This window comes from Streptomyces sp. ACA25 (assembly GCF_028200735.1).
In the GTDB taxonomy this organism is placed as follows: domain Bacteria; phylum Actinomycetota; class Actinomycetes; order Streptomycetales; family Streptomycetaceae; genus Streptomyces.
The window spans coordinates 153,083-169,921 of sequence record NZ_JAQKPV010000012.1 but is presented as its reverse complement, the minus strand read 5'-3'; the positions used below and the strand labels follow the sequence as shown (position 1 = coordinate 169,921).

Annotated in this window: 17 protein-coding genes and 1 tRNA gene; 12 read left to right on the top strand and 6 right to left on the bottom strand. The window is 71.6% G+C overall.

Annotation, left to right across the window (positions count from 1 at the left end):
• Window positions 1-7: 7 nt before the first annotated feature.
• Entirely contained in the window at window positions 8-433 is a 426-nt protein-coding gene (locus PJ985_RS18735) for a hypothetical protein (protein ID WP_271684989.1), read from the bottom strand.
• Between the two features lie 171 nt (window positions 434-604).
• On the opposite strand from PJ985_RS18735, the gene PJ985_RS18730 reads away from it, so the two are divergent.
• A complete protein-coding gene (locus PJ985_RS18730) occupies window positions 605-2,026 on the top strand; it encodes a tetratricopeptide repeat protein (RefSeq protein WP_271684988.1) in 1,422 nt (473 codons plus the stop codon).
• 72 nt (window positions 2,027-2,098) lie between these two features.
• On the opposite strand, the gene PJ985_RS18725 is transcribed toward PJ985_RS18730, so the two are convergent.
• A complete protein-coding gene (locus tag PJ985_RS18725) occupies window positions 2,099-2,707 on the bottom strand; it encodes a histidine phosphatase family protein (RefSeq protein WP_271684987.1) in 609 nt (202 codons plus the stop codon).
• 155 nt (window positions 2,708-2,862) lie between these two features.
• Here PJ985_RS18725 and PJ985_RS18720 point away from each other — a divergent pair, with 155 nt between their 5' ends.
• The 4 genes from PJ985_RS18720 (at window position 2,863) to PJ985_RS18705 (ending at window position 5,016) form a co-directional block, all read left to right on the top strand.
• A complete protein-coding gene (locus PJ985_RS18720) occupies window positions 2,863-3,777 on the top strand; it encodes a phosphatase PAP2 family protein (protein WP_271684986.1) in 915 nt (304 codons plus the stop codon).
• 111 nt (window positions 3,778-3,888) lie between these two features.
• Window positions 3,889-4,254 carry a hypothetical protein gene (locus PJ985_RS18715; RefSeq protein WP_271685000.1) on the top strand — a complete coding sequence of 122 codons (366 nt, stop codon included), beginning with the start codon at window positions 3,889-3,891 and terminating at the stop codon, window positions 4,252-4,254.
• Between the two features lie 122 nt (window positions 4,255-4,376).
• A complete protein-coding gene (locus PJ985_RS18710) occupies window positions 4,377-4,913 on the top strand; it encodes a bifunctional DNA primase/polymerase (protein WP_271684985.1) in 537 nt (178 codons plus the stop codon).
• A 29-nt stretch (window positions 4,914-4,942) separates the two neighbouring features.
• A tRNA-Lys gene (locus PJ985_RS18705) sits at window positions 4,943-5,016 on the top strand.
• An 88-nt stretch (window positions 5,017-5,104) separates the two neighbouring features.
• Here PJ985_RS18705 and PJ985_RS18700 read toward each other — a convergent pair.
• Complete coding sequence (locus tag PJ985_RS18700; protein WP_271684984.1) at window positions 5,105-6,364, bottom strand: M6 family metalloprotease domain-containing protein; 1,260 nt, start codon at window positions 6,362-6,364, stop codon at window positions 5,105-5,107.
• Between the two features lie 364 nt (window positions 6,365-6,728).
• On the opposite strand from PJ985_RS18700, the gene PJ985_RS18695 reads away from it, so the two are divergent.
• Window positions 6,729-8,474: a putative bifunctional diguanylate cyclase/phosphodiesterase gene (locus PJ985_RS18695; RefSeq protein ID WP_271684982.1), complete on the top strand. Its 1,746-nt coding sequence runs from the start codon at window positions 6,729-6,731 to the stop codon at window positions 8,472-8,474.
• 21 nt (window positions 8,475-8,495) lie between these two features.
• On the opposite strand, the gene PJ985_RS18690 is transcribed toward PJ985_RS18695, so the two are convergent.
• Together PJ985_RS18690 and PJ985_RS18685 are read right to left on the bottom strand one after the other, a co-directional pair.
• Window positions 8,496-9,230, bottom strand: a complete 735-nt coding sequence (locus PJ985_RS18690) for a maleate cis-trans isomerase family protein (protein ID WP_271684980.1) — start codon at window positions 9,228-9,230, stop codon at window positions 8,496-8,498.
• Window positions 9,231-9,335: 105 nt separating this feature from the next.
• Window positions 9,336-10,256 (bottom strand): maleate cis-trans isomerase family protein, encoded by a 921-nt coding sequence (locus PJ985_RS18685; protein WP_271684978.1) that lies wholly within the window; start codon window positions 10,254-10,256, stop codon window positions 9,336-9,338.
• A gap of 219 nt (window positions 10,257-10,475) precedes the next feature.
• Between PJ985_RS18685 and PJ985_RS18680 the strand changes: the two genes are divergently transcribed.
• The gene (locus PJ985_RS18680; RefSeq protein WP_271684977.1) at window positions 10,476-11,441 is read left to right on the top strand and encodes a D-2-hydroxyacid dehydrogenase; all 966 of its coding nucleotides are present in this window, start codon (window positions 10,476-10,478) and stop codon (window positions 11,439-11,441) included.
• Window positions 11,442-11,512: 71 nt separating this feature from the next.
• Window positions 11,513-13,015, top strand: a complete 1,503-nt coding sequence (locus PJ985_RS18675) for an amidase (protein ID WP_271684976.1) — start codon at window positions 11,513-11,515, stop codon at window positions 13,013-13,015.
• On the opposite strand, the gene PJ985_RS18670 is transcribed toward PJ985_RS18675, so the two are convergent.
• A complete protein-coding gene (locus PJ985_RS18670) occupies window positions 12,996-13,511 on the bottom strand; it encodes a DUF3830 family protein (RefSeq protein ID WP_271684974.1) in 516 nt (171 codons plus the stop codon). The genes PJ985_RS18675 and PJ985_RS18670 overlap by 20 nt on opposite strands.
• A gap of 122 nt (window positions 13,512-13,633) precedes the next feature.
• Here PJ985_RS18670 and ehuB point away from each other — a divergent pair, with 122 nt between their 5' ends.
• From ehuB to ehuA, 4 genes are all read left to right on the top strand, one after another.
• A complete protein-coding gene (ehuB, locus tag PJ985_RS18665; protein WP_271684972.1) occupies window positions 13,634-14,539 on the top strand; it encodes an ectoine/hydroxyectoine ABC transporter substrate-binding protein EhuB in 906 nt (301 codons plus the stop codon).
• Window positions 14,536-15,285: an ectoine/hydroxyectoine ABC transporter permease subunit EhuC gene (gene ehuC, locus PJ985_RS18660; RefSeq protein WP_271684970.1), complete on the top strand. Its 750-nt coding sequence runs from the start codon at window positions 14,536-14,538 to the stop codon at window positions 15,283-15,285. Before ehuB ends, ehuC begins: the two co-directional genes overlap by 4 nt.
• Complete coding sequence (gene ehuD / locus PJ985_RS18655; RefSeq protein WP_271684969.1) at window positions 15,282-15,938, top strand: ectoine/hydroxyectoine ABC transporter permease subunit EhuD; 657 nt, start codon at window positions 15,282-15,284, stop codon at window positions 15,936-15,938. Before ehuC ends, ehuD begins: the two co-directional genes overlap by 4 nt.
• 142 nt (window positions 15,939-16,080) lie before the next feature.
• The gene (ehuA, locus tag PJ985_RS18650; RefSeq protein ID WP_271684999.1) at window positions 16,081-16,836 is read left to right on the top strand and encodes an ectoine/hydroxyectoine ABC transporter ATP-binding protein EhuA; all 756 of its coding nucleotides are present in this window, start codon (window positions 16,081-16,083) and stop codon (window positions 16,834-16,836) included.
• Window positions 16,837-16,839: the final 3 nt, after the last annotated feature.

The window sequence follows — 16,839 nt, the reverse complement described above, 5'->3', positions numbered from 1 at the left end:
CGCCGGGTCAAGTTGACTGGGCGCAGCGGTCCACGGCCTCCAGGGTGCGGGCCGCTTCCGTCAGTGCGGCGCACAGCTCGCCCGGGGCGGTCGCCCCGGTGACGGCACTGCCCGGCGGCACGAGCCAGCCGCTGCCGGTCGCCGTGGGCCGTCCCGCTCCGCAGGAGATGCGCCGGGCCGGGACGCAGGAGCTGCCCGGAAGATCCCAGACCTCCGCGGTGCCCGGGGGCACGACGAATCCCAGGGTGTCACCCTCCCCGTCGTGCAGCACCGGCCCGACGCCGGTGCGCAGGCGCAGGATGTCGACTGCTTCCAGGCCTTGCCTCGCCGGTACGGTCACCAGGTCGCAGAGGACCTCGGTGATTCCGCGGTCGGGCGTGCTGCGGGTGGCACGTCGGTGGGCCGTAGCCTGCACGTGCCCGGTGTCCGGCATTGGGACCCCTCCTCGGCTGTCGGTGTATGCAGTACAACGCGCCGGTGCTGTCAAGGGCTACGCCCGGGGACTGCCGCAAGGGATGGCAGTTCATGGCAGATCACGGGCAAGATGTCCGTTGGGTCAGGACATTCCGGGTATCGGCGCGCGCGCAGCCGGTACCGTCCCGCCATGACGTCGACGTCTTCCGCGTCACCGGGTCCGGCCGGCCGGCGGCCGGCCGGACCCAACCGGGTCTTCCGGGAGTTGCGGGGCAGCCGGTCACCGGCGGAGTTCGCCGCGGCCGTGCGGCGGTCCGCCCGGGAGATCGGCGAGCGGGTGTCGTGCGACGCCCGCTACATCGGCCGGGTCGAGGCAGGGGAGATCCGCTGTCCGAACTACGCCTATGAGCGGGTGTTTCTCCATATGTTCCCCGGCCGCACGCTGGTCGACCTGGGCTTCGCGCCCCGGCAGACGGTGCGCGGACGAGGGGCGCGCTCCCCGGCCGTGTCGACGCACGAGAGGGAGCGGAGGGCAGCGCGGATGCCGCCCGCCGAGGACATCATGACCACTGTCGAACACCACGAGGAGAGCGACGTGCTGCGTCGCGCATTCATGTACGGCGGCCCGGTCGCCGTCGCGTCACTGGGCCCGCCGGTGGCCCGCACCACCACCGCGTCCGCCGCCCCGGCGCGGCCCGGCGAGCCGGAAGCAGGTGCAGTGGAGAAGGCGGTCCGGGACATCAGGCTGCTCGACGACCGGCTCGGGGCGGACGGGCTCTACCTGCGGGCCGGGGAGAAGCTGCGGGTCGCCTACGAGCTGCTCGACGCGGGCGCCCGGCGGCAGTCCGTCAGCGACCGGCTGCACTCCGGGGCCGGGGAGCTGGCCCTCTCCGTGGGCTGGCTCGCGCACGACTCGGGGCGCTATCAGGACGCCCGGTCGCACTATGCGGAGGCGCTGGCCACTGCCCGGATGGGCCGCGATGCCGCGCTGGAGGCGCACGCCTTCTGCAACACCTCCTTCCTGGCCCGTGACGCCGGGCGCCCCCGGGAGGCTGTCCGTGCGGCCCAGGCCGGGCAGCAGGCCGCCCGGCAGGTTCCCTCGCACCGGCTGCGGGCCCTGCTGGCGCTGCGGGAGGCGGGAGGCTGGGCCGGGCTCGGTGACCGCGGCGGCTGCGAGGCGGCGCTGGCCCGGGCTGAGGCGCTGTACGCGAGGGGAGCTTCGACGGACGACCCGGAATGGATGTCGTTCTTCGGGGACGCCGAGCTCGCGGGCCTGGAGTCGCAGTGCTGGTCGGCGCTGGGTGACTGGTCCCGGGCGGCGGCGTGCGCCCGGGAGGCGGTGGCCCTGCAGAGCCCGCACTTCGTCCGGAACACGGCGCTGTTCGCCGCCGAGCTCGCCGGTGACCTGACGCACCTGGGTGAGCCGGAGGAGGCGGCCGAGGTGGGGCTGCGGGCCCTCGGTCTGCTCGAGCAGGTCCGTTCGACCCGGATCACGGCGATGCTGGCGAGCACCGCGCACGGGTTGCGGGCGTGCCGTGCGCACCCCGTGGTGGCGGCCTTCCGGGCCCGGCAGCGGACCGTGCGACAGTTTCGGCAGCAGCCTTTGGATTGATGCCCGGTCCACGGCCCGCTCCACCGTCCGCGGGCTCCGGGAGGGGAACCCGTCGGCCGGTGGTGCGTCCGGTCAGTCGGCGGCGTCCAGATGGCCGGTGTCGTTCCAGCGTTCCAGGGCCCGCTCGCCGTAGGCCCAGCTCAGAACCGACAGCGAGGCCGGGTCGAGCCGGAGGCGGGCCCCGTAGGACGGGTCGAGGCCGAGCCAGCGGACAGCCAGGGCCCGCAGGAGATGGCCGTGGGCGAAGAGCAGCAGGTCCCGCCCGGCCGTCCGGGAATGCGCGATGATCTCGTCGGCCCGTGCCATGAGCGCGGCGACCGGCTCGCCCCCTTCGGGGCCGTCCCGCCAGATCGTCCAGTCGGCACCGTGCCGCTCCCGGAGAGCGGCGGGGGTCAGCCCTTCGTCCCGGCCGTAATCCCATTCGAGCAACGCGTCCCAGGGTTCCGCCCGCTCTCCGAACCCGGCCAGTTCGCAGGTCTCGCGGGCCCGGGACAGCGGGCTGGTGCGGACCTCAGCGTCCGGCAGGCCGCTCCACGGCAGTCCCTGGAGCCGGTCACCGAGCAGCTTGGCGCCCACCCGGCCCTCGTCCAGCATCGGGACGTCGGTCCGCCCCGTGTGCCGTCCCGTCACCGACCAGGCGGTCCGGCCGTGCCGGACCAGCAGGATGCGTCGCGCTGTCATGGTGCTCCTCCGTCGCCTGTGCGTCCCGGTACATCATCACGGATGGAACCCGGAGGGCTGACCTGGGCGTCTGTACTCCTACCCGGCCTCGTAGCGTGGGGACGCCGCCCGGTCACCGGCGGCCGGACGTACCCGAACCTCCGGAGAGGCCCCGCATGTCCCGAGTCCGGCCCCGCTGGTGGGCGGAACTCCTCCTGCTGGTCGTCGTCTACGCCGCCTATGCCGGTGCCCGGCTGCTGGCCCGCGGTGACGTCGGAACCGCGGTGGAGAACGGGACGGCGATACTCCGCTGGGAGCGGACGTTCTCGCTCAATGCCGTGGAACCGCTGAACCGGCTGTTCACCGAGTACCCGCTGCTCGGCATACCCTGCGCGTTCTTCTACGCGGCACTGCACTATCTGGTGACCCCGGCCGTCCTCGTCTGGCTGTTCCGGCGCCGGCCGTTCCACTACCGGCTGATGCGCACGTGGCTGATGCTCTCCACCCTGCTCGGGCTGGTGGGGTTCACGCTGCTGCCCACCTCCCCGCCCCGGCTGCTGGCCGACCGGCACGGTTTCGTCGACAGTCTGGCCCAGTACAGCGCGTACGGGTGGTGGTCGGACTCGGCGAGCGCGCCGAGCGGCCTGGGGGACCTGACGAACCAGTACGCGGCGATGCCCAGTCTGCACGTGGGCTGGGCGGTGTGGTGCGGAGCGGTGCTGTGGCTCCTCGCTCCCCGGGCAACCCTGCTGCGGGCCCTGGCGGTGGGCTATCCGCTGCTGACCGTGATCGTGGTCCTGGGCACCGCGAACCACTACCTGCTGGATGCCGTCGCGGGCGTCGCCGTCATGGCGGCCGGACTGCTGCTGGCCCGTCCGGCGATGCGGCTGGCGGACCGGGCCAGGGACGCCCTCGCCGGAGCCGCCGCCGGAGCGGGCCGGCCGGACCCGTGGGCGGGAAGCCGGCCCACGGAGGTCGCGGCGGCCGGCCCGGGGCGGGGACCCGCGGTGCCGGCCGTGGCGGCATCCGGGCCGCGCGAGGAGCGCGGGCCTGGCCCGGCACGGCACAATGGACCGCTGGAGCGCCGGTGACGCGTGCGGACGCGGCGGCCTCCGGTGCTCACCGGCCTGGTGACCGCTGAAAGGACCGGCTCCGTGCACGGGCCGGTGAACGTGTGACGAGGAAGGCAGGTGGCAGCCGCGATGTCCCAGTCCGGCGCTGCTCCCGGCCCCAGCGGCGACCCCCCGCGTCCCCGGCGGCCCGCGGCACTGTTCTTCGAACCGCCGGCGGCCGGGCCGGAGGACGAGAGGTTCTTCGACCTGGAGTCGATCACCGACCCCCGGGACCTGCTCGGCCGGGCAACCGAGCTGGCGGTGGCCTTCCAGGCCGCGGCCGACCGCTCGGTGGAGTACCAGGCGATGGCCGCGGCCCAGCTCGCCGATCCGGGCCGCTTCGACCGGATGCCCACCCCCGCGATCGCGGACCGGGCCGGCTGGACCGAGGAGTACGCGGAGAAGATGATCGAGTTCGGCCGGAAGCTGCTGGCCCGTCCCGCCCCCGAGGGCTGACCCCGGAAACGGAGGGGCATATGCGCGGGGAAAGTGCGAAAGATAGCCGACGGGAAGCCCCCCTGTCCTGACATTCGGTGATCGGATGCGAACGGTGTGCCACTACCGGTAGACGTAGCGGTATGAACGATGCCCCCCGCACCCCCACCCCGTCCGGCACCGCCTGGCTCGCCTCGGCCGGCACCTTCCCCGGCAGCGTCACCACGCTGTGGTCCCGCCACCCGCACCGCGCGACCGAGCTGCCCTGCGGCAGGGTGTTCGACGTGGTCAGCGCGCCCGCGCTGTTCGGCCGCCGCTTACTCGAAGCGCTGTGGACCTGCGGCCCGGGCAGCGGGCCGGTGGCCGCCCATCGGGGGCGGCTGCTGTTGTTCGCCGCGCCGGGCACCGCCGCCCGGCTGCCCGCGCTCCTGCACTGGCAGGAGTGGAGCGGCGGCGCGGCACCGGTGCCCGCGCTGCTGTGTCTCGGCACCGGGGACGTGGTGAGCGTCCCCGGTCCGGTCCCCGCCGGCCGGGAGTCCGAGCATGCCCGCTGGCTCGTCGCCCCGCACACCCCGAGCCCTTGGCTGCCCGGCCCCGACGTGCTGCTCTGGGGGTGCGTCCGGGCTTCCCGCGCAGGTCGCAGGGGTGCGGGACGAAATCCGGTTTTTGCCGGCGCCTAGGGGGATGCTAAGGTCTCCTACGTCAGCAGGCGCCGCTAGCTCAGTTGGTTAGAGCAGCTGACTCTTAATCAGCGGGTCCGGGGTTCGAGTCCCTGGCGGCGCACAGACATCCGAATGCCCCCGGCGGTGCCGGGGGCATTCGGCGTACCGGAGAGCCGACGCCGGAGCCACGACAGCTCCCCGGAGCCCCGTCAGTCCTTCGTGATCGTGACCTCCCACCCGCCGGTGGCCGTACGGTCCCCCACGTCCACCCGGACGCCGGCCCCGGTGTGCCGGTAGGTCTCCCCCGTGTCCAGCGGCGCGTCCGCCAGGCGGGGGTGCACCGACCGTCCGTGACAGGCACCGCTGTCCGGGCTGCCGTCCAGTACCTCGATGGGCCCCTGCGCCGAGGGGACGTCGCTGCGGACCAGGTAGAGCAGCACTCCCGAGGTGCACGCGTCCGCGTCGTTCCCGGCCCGGGTACGCGCCTCGGCGACCAGCGCCTCGTGGGCGCCGGTGCGGATCACCGCGAGGCGGGTGTCGTTCTCCGGCCGCTCGGGATCCAGCGGGGCTCCGAGCGGTTCCAGCGTGTGCCGGGTGACCCCGGGGCCCCGGACGCAGTCGATGAACTCGGTGTTCAGCCAGCCGAGTTTCCACTTGTGCCAGCCGAAGAAGTCCGGTGCGAGAGCGAACTGGCTGCCCATGATGTCCCAGTCGCCCACGTAGGTGTCCCAGTCTCCGTGCCGGTCGTCGGGCCGCCGGTAGAGGTCGGGAAGGTCGAAGACATGGCCGGTCTCGTGCGCCAGGACATTGCGGTCGGGCGTGCGCTCTTCGAACACGGTCACGATCCGGCGAATCTCGGCGTCACCGACTTCGACCGGCCGGTCGAAGTTCACGACTTTGGTGGCATCGGAGTCCACGCCCGGGGCGTCCGGGTCGGCCACCAGGTAGATGATGTCGTGGCCGGCGAAGTCCACCCGCGGCTCCAGCAACTCGAGGGCGTCCCGCAGATAGGCCGAGCGCAGCTCGGCGTCCCAGTCGCGTTGGATGCCGTACGCGGTGGAAGCCTGCGGCATCTCGATCCACTCCTCGACCACGTGTGCGGTCAACCGGAACTGCCCGTAGGAGGAGCGCGAGAAGAAGTCCGAGGTGGCCGGGAAGTGCTCCGCGGCAATCGCCGCGGGGGTGAGATACGGCTCCGCGTCCGGGAAGGACAGGAAGAGCATCACCGCGTCCAGGTCGCCGTCGGGCCGCGGGTAGGAGCTGTTCCAGGAGTCGAGACCGAGCGAGTGGTGGACCCCGGACCGGGGCAGGCTGCACGGCTCGTCAGCGCTCGCACCGTACATCGGCCCGGCCATCGTGCCGGCACCGATGAGCGCTGTCACGGCCAGCAGCACGGTGGCGGGTCCGGCCAGGACGGAGCGCGGACGCCGTCGCTCCGGCCGGTGACCCGGGACGGTGTCCGCGGGCATGCGGTGACGGCCCACCTCGACCTCCCGTCGAACAAAGGGGACACCCTCACCACTCTGTTCCCGCGCACGGCTCATGACCTGTTGAGCTGGGCCACCCGAGTAATGATCATGTGATCACCTCACCACCGGGAATCCGCACAGAAGCAGTCGGAAGTGATCCCGCACCGACCGGAAGCACCGACGGATGACAGAGCTCCGGTCCCGAACGCTCCGCCCGGTGGACCGGACCGGCCGGTCAGTGGCTCGGCCGTTCGCGCAGCCCCTATGATCGCCCCATTTCCCCCGCGGATCTCTTCAACGGCCGGCCCGGGGAGCGCCCGCCGGCGCCATCCGCACGCGGCCCAAGCCCTTCCGGGAGCGATCGGTGAACGGACCCCTGACGACGAGTGCGGAGAGCGCTGCGGATGGCGGCTATCGCGCGGCGTTCCACACCGCACGGACACCCATGGCGCTGGTCGATCCGTCCGGGCACATCCTGGCGGCGAACCGGGCCCTGGGCACCCTGCTCGGCACGGACCACACCGCCCTGCTCGGTGCGAGGGCCGACGCCGCCACCGGGATGGACGGGGACGACCGGATCCGGGCCCCCTACCGGGCGGTGCTGCGGGGCCGCCTCGACCGGATGCGGTGCACCCGCCCGCTCAAGCATCCCGACGGACACACGCTCTGGGTCCAGATCACCGTCGAGCGGGCCGAGGCAGCGGGCCCGGCCCCGGACGCCGGCCGGCCGACGGCGGACGGCCGGCCGCGCGCGCTGCTGACCGTCACCGACCTCAGCCGGCATCGGCGGCTCCGGGAACGGCTGCGGCACCTGCGGACGCACGACCCCGTCACCCGGCTGCCCAACCGCACCCTGTTCCTGGAACGGCTGACCGAAGCGCTGGCCGCCTCCCCCACCGGGCGGGTCGGGATGTGCTTCTTGGACCTGGACGGGTTCCGGGCAGTCAACGACACCTTCGGCCACCGGGACGGGGACCAGCTGCTCGGGGCAGTCGCCCAGCGGCTCGTCCGGTGCGCCTCGCAAAGCCCTCCGGGTGGGCAGCTGGTGGCGCGGCTCGGCGGGGACGAGTTCGCCGTACTGGTCGAGGCATCCGCCGGTACCGAGCAGCTGACCTCCCTCGCCGGGGCGGTGACCGCTGCGCTGCGGCTGCCCTGCACCGTGGCCGGCCGGCAGCTTCCGATCTCCGCCAGCATCGGGGTGGTGGAACGCGCGTGCGCGGACACCACCGCCACCGCGTTGATGCAGGCCGCCGACACCGCTCTGCACTGGGCCAAGGCCGACGGGAAGGCACGGTGGACGCTGTACGACCCGGAACGCGATGCCCGCCGGCTGACGCGCCGGGAACTGTCCTCGACCTTGCGCCCCGCGGTCGAGCGCGGCGAGTTCCGGCTGGAGTACCAGCCGATCGTCGGGCTCGCCGACGGACTGCCGCAGGGGGCGGAGGCCCTGGTCCGCTGGCAGCATCCACGGCTGGGACGGCTCTCGCCGGACCGGTTCATCGGCCTCGCCGAGGAGAACGGCGCCATCGTCCCGCTGGGCCGGTGGGTGCTCGCCGAAGCCTGCCGGCAGGCGCGGCGCTGGCAGCGGGAGCACGCCGGGACGCCGCTGTACGTCAGTGTGAATCTGGCGGTCCGCCAGGTCTGGGACTCCGACCTCGTCGCGGATGTCGCCGGAGTGCTCGGGGAGACCGGCCTGGCCCCGGCTCTGCTGCAGCTGGAGCTCACCGAATCAGCGGTGATGGGTTCCGCGGGCCGTCCCCTGCAGGCTCTGCAGGATCTGTCCGACATGGGCGTGCGGATCGCGCTCGACGACTTCGGCACCGGCTACTCGAACCTGGCGTACCTCTGCCGGCTACCGGTACGGGCCCTGAAACTGGACGGCACCTTCGTACGCGGTTTCCGCGACGCCCGGGAGCTCGGCCCGGCCGACGAGACGCTCGTGTCCGCGCTCGTCGAGCTCGCCCACAAGCTGGGGCTGACGGTGACCGCCGAGTGCGTGGAGGGCCGGGATCAGGCCGACCGATTGCGGCGGATCGGCTGCGACGCCGGCCAGGGCTGGCACTGGGCACGGCCCATGCCGGGGGAACGGATCACCGAGCTGCTCGGCTGAGCCACTCCCCCGGCCGAGGGATCACTGCCGGTCGAAAAGCGTGCCCAGCTCCGGGCAGTGGACCCGGCGGTCGAGCAGCCGCAGACCTTCCCAGGCGGTCACCTGGTTGGCCGTCAGTACCGGCTTGCCGAGCTGCCGCTCGACCTCGGTCAGGCAGCCGGCGGTGTGCAGGGCGGTGTCGGGCAGCAGGACCGCTTCGGCGGACGGGTCATCTGCGGTCCGCGCCAGCTCCAGGACCTGATCCGGCTCCCAGGTCCCGACCTCGGCAGCGGTGATGATGCCGCTGCCGCGGGTGGCGGTGACCTCGATGCCCGCCGCCTTCAGGAAGTCCGCGAACAGCACGGCCACGTCCTCCGGGTAGGTGGCGCCGATCGCCACCCGGCGCAGCCCGAGGTCCTGGGCTGCGTGGGCGAAGGCGAAGGAGGTGCTGGACGCCGGCAGCCCTGCGCTCCGGGACAGCTCCCGGACCTGCTCGCGAGCCCCGTCCCAGCCGAAGACGAAGCTGGCGCTGGTGCAGGCCCACACCACAGCCTGCGCTCCCCGGCCGGTCAGCTCCGCCACCCGGTCGGTGAGCCGGCGGACCGAACCCATCTCCAGCAGGGCGTCCACGCGGTGTGCATCGGTCCCGATGTCGGTGTGCACCAGCGGCAGCCGGATATCGTCCGCCGTGGCATTCAGCATCTTCTCCATCCGGGGGAAGTCGTCCTCCGCGGAGTGGCCGGGGTAGAGAAATCCGACCGTGTTGCCTGCCGGCATGTGCGCGCCTCCCAGGTAGTGATGTCTGGCGTCGGGGTGGGGGAACGGCCGACCGGGTACCGGCCGGCCGGGCTGATCCGGAGCCCGCCGTCGGCGGGCTCCGGATCAGCCCGGCTGCGGGCCGCCGAACTCGTCCGGAAAGGGCGGGTCCAGCAGCTCCAGCAGCCCTGCGTCGTCCGGGCCGGCGCCGGGACCGGCCAGCGCCACCTCCGGTTCCTGCGGCGGTTCCGGCTCCGGCAGCGCGGGCTCGGCCACGGGCGGCATGGCCGCCATCGCGGCGGGACCACGGCGCGCCACCGGGTCGAGCAGTGCCTGGTACGGTCCCACGGCCTGCACGCCGATGCGCTGCAGCGCGGCCCACATCGTCACCTGGTTGGCGGACAGGACCGGCATCCGCAGCTCGGCCTCCAGCTGCGGAATCACGTCGTAGGTCGGGAGGTTGGTACAGCTGATGAAGAGCGCGTCGGGCGCGTCGAGCACCGCCTCCCGCGCCATGTCGACCACCTCCCGGTAGCCCACCCGCCAGATCTCCCGGGTCAGACCGAGATAGCTGCGGCCGCACACCTCGATCCCGGCTTCGCCGATGAACTCCTCCAGAGAGTCGGTGACCGACTTCGTGTAAGGGGTGACGACGGCGACCCGCCGCACGTCCAGCTCGATGAGCGCCTCGAGCAGCGCCCCGGACGTGGTCAGTGCGGGGATCTCCCCGGCCCGCAGCATGGCGGTCGTCATCGCACGTTCCCCGGCAACGCCGCTCACGAAGCTCCCGGAGGTGCAGGCGTAGGCCACCACCTCCGGGCTGACCGAGCTCAGCGCCCGCACAGCCTCCCGCAGCGTCTCGTGTTCACTCACCATCCGGGCCAGGTCGAGGCTCACCTCGACCGGGACGAAGGGAGTGCGGGTCAGGTACAGGGACACATCATCAGGCACCCATCGCCACAGCTCCCGGTCGAGGGCGAAGTCGAAGGGCGCAACGATTCCGACGCCACGCTGTGGCTGTGGACCACCGAGGAACGAGACATCCATTTTCTGACCCCAGATTGACGCACGAAGGGCGGCGCAGACCCAGTCTGGCCGAAGAAGGAAAAAAGAGCCGGTGAGGGAAACCGGGACGCCGGGACAGATGCCTTCATTGACGAAGGTAGTTTCTCCTCCCTACCGTGGTCAATGCCTGGTTTCTCCGCCCTCTCCTCACCCGCCGGAACCCAGCCAAACAGACCCTCGTTGCGGAACGGTTTCTCTCTGATGTCAGCCCCCTGTGTCCTGGTCCTCGACGACAACCCGCTGCCCCGACTCGACCGGCTGAAGGGCCGGGCCCGGGTACTCCACGCGGATGAGTCCTCCCTGGCAGAGCTGCTGCCGGAGGCCGATGTCCTGCTCGTCTGGAACTTCACCTCGGACGCGGTGCGGGACGCCTGGCCGGGCCCGGGCCGCAGACCGGTCTGGGTCCACACGGCCAGCGCCGGGGTGGACCGGCTGCTCTTTCCCGGACTCATGACCTCCGACACGGTCGTCACCAACGCCCGAGGGGTGTTCGACGGACCCATTTCCGAATACGTGGCCGGGCTGGTCCTCGCCATGGCAAAGGATTTCCGCGGTAGCTGGGAATTGCAGCGGCAACGCCGCTGGCGGCACCGGGAGACAAGAAAGGTGACCGGCACCCGGGCCGTTGTCGTCGGTTCCGGCCCCATCGGCCGGAGGATCGGGCGGACACTCACGGCACTCGGTGTCGAAGTGGAGCTGGTGGGCCGACAGGAACGCGCCCAGGACGCGGATTTCGGACGTGTGCACGCGAGTGAAGCACTGCCCGGGCTGCTGCCGGAGGCGGACTGGGTGGTCTGCGCCGCACCGCTCACCCCGCAGACCCGCGGGATGTTCGACGCCCGGGCTTTCGCCCTCATGAAGCAGGACGCGCACTTCGTGAACATCGGCCGCGGGCCGCACGTCGTCGAGGACGACCTGGCCGACGCGCTGCTGGAGCACCGCCTCGCCGGTGCCGCCCTCGACGTGTTCGGCGAGGAGCCACTGGCCGAGTCGAGCCGGCTCTGGGACGTGCCCACCCTGTTCGTCTCCCCCCACATGAGCGGGGACACGCTCGGCTGGCGCGACGATCTCGCCGAGCAGTTCTGCGACAACTTCGACCGCTGGCACGCCGGCGAGCCGCTGCTGAACGTCGTCGACAAGAAGCTGGGGTACGTGCCCCACAGCTGAGCCCGGAACCCGCTTCGGCGGCCCTCCGGTCCCCGGCCGGCCGCCACGCACCGACCCCGACGGAGCACTCCATGACCGACTTCACCACCCCGACCGCCTCCTCGGCGCCCACCGGCCCGGACGGGCTCACCGACCTGACCGCCGGCGCGCTGACGGCCGGTTACGCCGCCGGTCGCTTCACCCCCGTGGACGCCGCCCGTGCGGCTCTGGAGCGGGCGGAGACCGTACAGCCCCAGGTCAACGCCTTCGTGCTGCTCGACGGTGAAGCGGCACTGGAACAGGCGGCCGCCTCCCGCGACCGCTGGCGGAGCGGCCGGCCGGCGGGTCCGCTGGACGGCGTTCCGGTCACGGTCAAGGACATTTTGCTCATGCGGGGTCACCCCACCCGGCGCGGCTCGGCGGGCGCCCGCACCGAGGGCCCCTTCGAGGAGGACGCCCCCTCGGTCGCCCGGCTGCGGGAGTCCGGAGCAGTGTTCCTCGGCAAGACCACCACCCCGGAATTCGCCTGGAAAGGCGTCACCGACTGCCCGCCGCACGGCGCGACGGGCAACCCCTACGACCCGTCACGCACCGCGGGCGGCTCCAGCGGCGGCAGCGCGGCGGCCGTCGCGCTCGGGGCGGGCCCGCTCAGCCTGGGCACCGACGGGGGCGGCTCGGTGCGGATCCCGGCCTCCTTCTGCGGCATCTTCGCACTCAAGCCGACCTACGGCCGAGTGCCGCTGTACCCGGCCAGCGCCTTCGGCACGCTGGCCCACGTCGGGCCGATGACCCGGGACGCGGCGGACGCCGCGCTGCTGCTGGACGTGATCTCCCGGCCCGACCCCCGCGACTGGTCGCATCTGGGACCGCCTCCCGGCCGCTTCACCGATGCCCTCGCGGACGGTGCCGAGGGGGTGCGGGGTCTGCGCGTGGCCTACTCACCCTCGCTCGGCTTCCCCGGCGGCAGCGGGCAGCCCGTGCACCCCGACGTGGCCGCCGCGGTGCGTCGCGCGGTGGAGCGGCTGGAGGAGCTGGGCGCCCATGTCGAGGAGATCGACCCGCCGATGCTGCCGGTCGACACCCTTCGGGAGGCCTTCCACACCCTGTGGTTCAGCGGCGCCGCCCGGGTCACCGAGCCCTACGACGCGCGGCAGCGGGCCGCCATGGACCCCGGACTGCAGGAGATCTGCGCGCAGGGCGCCCGGTACAGCGCACTGGACTACCTCGCCGCGGTGGACGTGCGGATGGCCCTGGGCAAGGCGATGGGTGCCTTCCACCAGAACTGGGACCTGCTGGTCACCCCGTCCGTGCCGATCACGGCCTTCGGCAACGGCCTTGAGGTCCCGGAGGGTTCGGGGCAGCACCGCTGGACGGAATGGGCACAGCTGAGCTACCCGTTCAACATGACCCAGCAGCCCGCCGCGAGCATGCCGTGCGGCACGGACCGGGACGGGCTGCCGATCGGACTCCAGCTGGTGAGTGCGCGGCACGCCGACGCCCTGGTCCTGCGTGCCGCACACGCCCTCTACACGGCGGGGGTGGCGGAGCTGCCCGCCCCGCCGATGCTGGGCGGGCTCACGCCCGCCGGAAACTGAGCGTCTCCCCCAGTGCGCCGGCCCGCCACAGGTCCTGGCAGGCATCGGCCATCCGGTCCAGGCCGTCGACGACCGCCCCCCAGACAATGCCGGGCACCCAGCCGGCGTCACCGTTGATGAGGAGGTTGTTCCGTTCGTAGAACAGCGCCAGGTCCACCACGGTGGGCCGGTCGCGGTGCCCCGCCTCGCTCTCGTAGCCGTAGGAGGCGGTACCCAGCTGGGTGTTGGTGAAGGTGAAGTAGCACAGGTCGCCCGGGATCGGGGTGATGGTGGGGTTCTCCAGCGGCGGCTCCTCGGGGGCGAAGGGCGGCAACAGGGTGTAGATCTCGTTCCGGGCGTACTTGGCGTGGTAGACGTCCCCGCCCAGGGGCAGGGCGTCCCACACCGCGGCGCAGGTGACCGGCGCGCGGTCGGTGAGCAGCCGGGCGGTGCAGGAGACACCGCGCCGGTCCAGCGACACCTCGATGAACCGCTCGGTCGCGGGCTGGTCTGACATGACGCCTCCTCATAGGTGGTGCGGGCCCGTCCATGGTGACGCAATGATCACAGTCCGGGCGGGCACTGCGCCAAGCGGAATCCCGGCGCATAACCCCGGCGGGAATGGGTAGCCGCGCGCCCATGGCTCCACCACTAAGGAAGAACCCAAGACGTGACGGAAGTGGGATCAGCCGACGCTCTCTGCTGCTCGGGGCGGCGGCGCTCGGCGCCACCGCGGGATGCGCACGCATCGACACCCGGGCCGCGGAAGAGGGCGGTGACCTGCTGGACCGGCTGCGCGCCGAGGGCGTCGTCCGGCTCGGCATCGCCAGCGAGGTCCCCTACTCATACATCGGTGACGACGGGAAGCTGACCGGTCAGGCCCCGGCCATCGCCGAAGTCATCTTCGGGCGGCTGGGGGTGGACAACTTCCAGCCCGTGCTGACCGAGTTCGGCAGCCTCATCCCCGGACTCAACTCCCTGCAGTTCGACGTGGTCGCCGCGGGCATGTGGATCAACCCCGAGCGCTGCCGGAGCGTGATCTTCTCCGACCCCGACTACGTGGCCAAGGACGCCTTCATCGTGGCGGAGGGCAACCCCCTGGGCGTGCAGGACTACTCGGACCTGGTCGAGGCCGGGGCCCGGGTGGCCACCGGCCCCGGCTGGTTCCAGGCCGACTACGCCGTAGGGAACGGATATCCGGCCGGTGACATCCAGACGTTCCCGGATCAGGTGGCCGGCCTCGACGCCGTCCGGCAGGGCCGGATCGACGCCTTCTTCGGCACCGCTCCCACCATCGTCGCGGCGGCCAGGGACTCCGCCGGAGTGGAGGCCACCGAGCCGTTCACCCCGGTGGTCGACGGGGAGGAGCAGATCGGGGCCGGCGGCTTCGCCTTCCGCCCGACCGAGACGAACCTGCGGGACGCCTTCAACGCCGAACTGCACCAGCTCAAGGACAGCGGGGAGCTGCTGGAAATCGTCGAGCCCTTCGGGTTCACCGAGGAAGACATGACCGATCTGACCGCAGAGGAGCTCTGCACGGAATGACCTGGGGTCTGATTTACCACTGGATTCTTCCCGGACTCTGGATCACCGTCCAGGTCACCCTCTACAGCGCCGCGCTCGCCCTGTTCGTCTCCTTCACCATCGGCACGATGCGTACCTCGCGGTTCTGGATCGTCCGCTTCCTCTCCGGCGCCTACTTCGAGATCTTCCGCGGAGCCTCCGCCCTGGTGATCCTCTTCTGGTTCGCCTTCGCCTTCCCCCTGATGTTCGGTTACCAGCTGGTGCTGATGTGGGCGGGCGTCCTGGCACTCGGACTGACCTACGGCGCCTACGGGTCCGAGATCGTCCGCGGCGCGCTGGCCGCGGTGTCCCCGGCCCAGCGGGAAGCGGGAATCGCCCTGAGCTTCACCCGCATGCAGCGGCTGCGGCGGATCGAGATCCCGCAGGCTTGGCCGGAGATGATCCCGCCGTTCAACAACCTGGCGATCGAGCTCCTCAAGGGCACCGCGCTGATCTCGGTGATCTCGGTGGCGGACCTGGCCTTCGCCGGCAACGTCATCCGTATCACCACCCAGAGCAGCGCACCCGCCTACACCCTGCTGCTGGTGCTCTACTTCGTGCTGGCCTTCCTCATCACCCGGGGCATGCGCGGACTGGAACGCCAGGCCAAAGCCGGAGTCGGCCAGCCCTTGCCGCCGAAGAAGCGGACCGGCTTCTTCCGGAGCCTCGCGCTCACCGGCAACAAGACCGCACCTGACACCCGTGCCATCGGAGGTACCGCGTCATGAACTGGGACTGGGGTGTCGTCTCCGACTTCATGCCGGCGTTCTGGGACGGCGTACTCGTCACCCTGCAGGCGCTGGTGTACGGCACGCTGCTGGCCTTCAGCCTCGGCCTCGTGTGGGCCGTGGCCCTCCGCGGGCCGGCGTGGGTGCGCTGGCCGGTCACCGGCTTCACCGAATTCGTCCGCAACACGCCGCTGCTGGTGCAGCTGTTCTTCCTCTACTTCGTGATGCCCGAAGTGCCGGGCTTCCCCACCCTCACCGCGCTGGTGGCCGGGTCCATCGGGCTGGGCCTGCACTACTCCACCTACACCATGGAGGTCTACCGCGCGGGTATCGAGGGCGTGCCGGTCGGCCAGTGGGAGGCGGCGCGCGCGCTCAGCCTGCCGCCCGGCCGCACCTGGACCGCGGTGATCCTGCCGCAGGCGTTCCGCCGTGTGGTGCCCGCGCTGGGCAACTACGTGATCGCCATGCTGAAGGACACCCCGCTGATCGTCACCATCGGTGCCATGGAAATGCTGGGCTCGGCCCGGGTCTTCGGCACGGAGACGTTCAACTACATGGAGCCCATCACCGTGGTCGGCGTCGCCTTCATCGTCATCGCCTACCCGGCCTCACTGCTGATCCGAGCTCTGGAGCGCCGTCTTGCCACCTACTGACCCCACTTCTGAGAACACCGAGCACCCGGAGGCACCGGTGGACACGCCGAACGAGCCCAAGGACAAGAAGCCCGACGCAGCGACGGGCGCCACCGCGCAGCCGAACGGGGAAGCACCCCAGTCGCGGGCGACCGGCAGAGAGCTGATCCGCTTCACCGACGTGACGAAGAGATTCGGCGACCTCACGGTCCTGGACGACCTCTGCTTCTCGGTGGACACCGGGAAGCACGTCACGCTCATCGGCCCCTCCGGATCGGGCAAGACCACGATCCTGCGGCTGCTCATGACGCTGCTCACGCCCGAAGAGGGCACCATCATGGTGGACGGGCAGTACCTCACCCATGAGGAGCGGAACGGCAAGCTGGTCAAGGCCGGGGAGCGGCACACCCGCGAGGTGCGCAAGAAGATCGGCATGGTCTTCCAGCAGTTCAACCTCTTCCCGAACATGAAGGTGCTGCGGAACGTCACCGAGGCCCCGGTGCACGTGCTGGGCATGCCCAAGGACGAGGCGGTGGAGCGGGGCAAGGAGCTGATCGAGATGGTCGGGCTCACCGAGCACCTCGACAAGTACCCCAGCCAGCTCTCCGGAGGTCAGCAGCAGCGGGTCGCGATCGCCCGGGCCCTCGCCATGCGGCCGCAGGTCCTGCTGCTCGACGAGGTGACCTCGGCACTCGACCCGGAGCTGGTGGCCGGTGTGCTGGACGTCCTGCGCGACATCGCCCACACCACGGACATCACCATGCTGGTGGTGACGCACGAAATGTCCTTCGCCCGGGACATCTCCGACAGTGTGCTGATGTTCGACAAGGGGAAGATCGTCGAGTCCGGACCGCCGGACAAGATGTTCAGTGATCCCGAGCACGAGCGCACCCGGGAGTTCCTGAGCACCGTTCTCTGACGG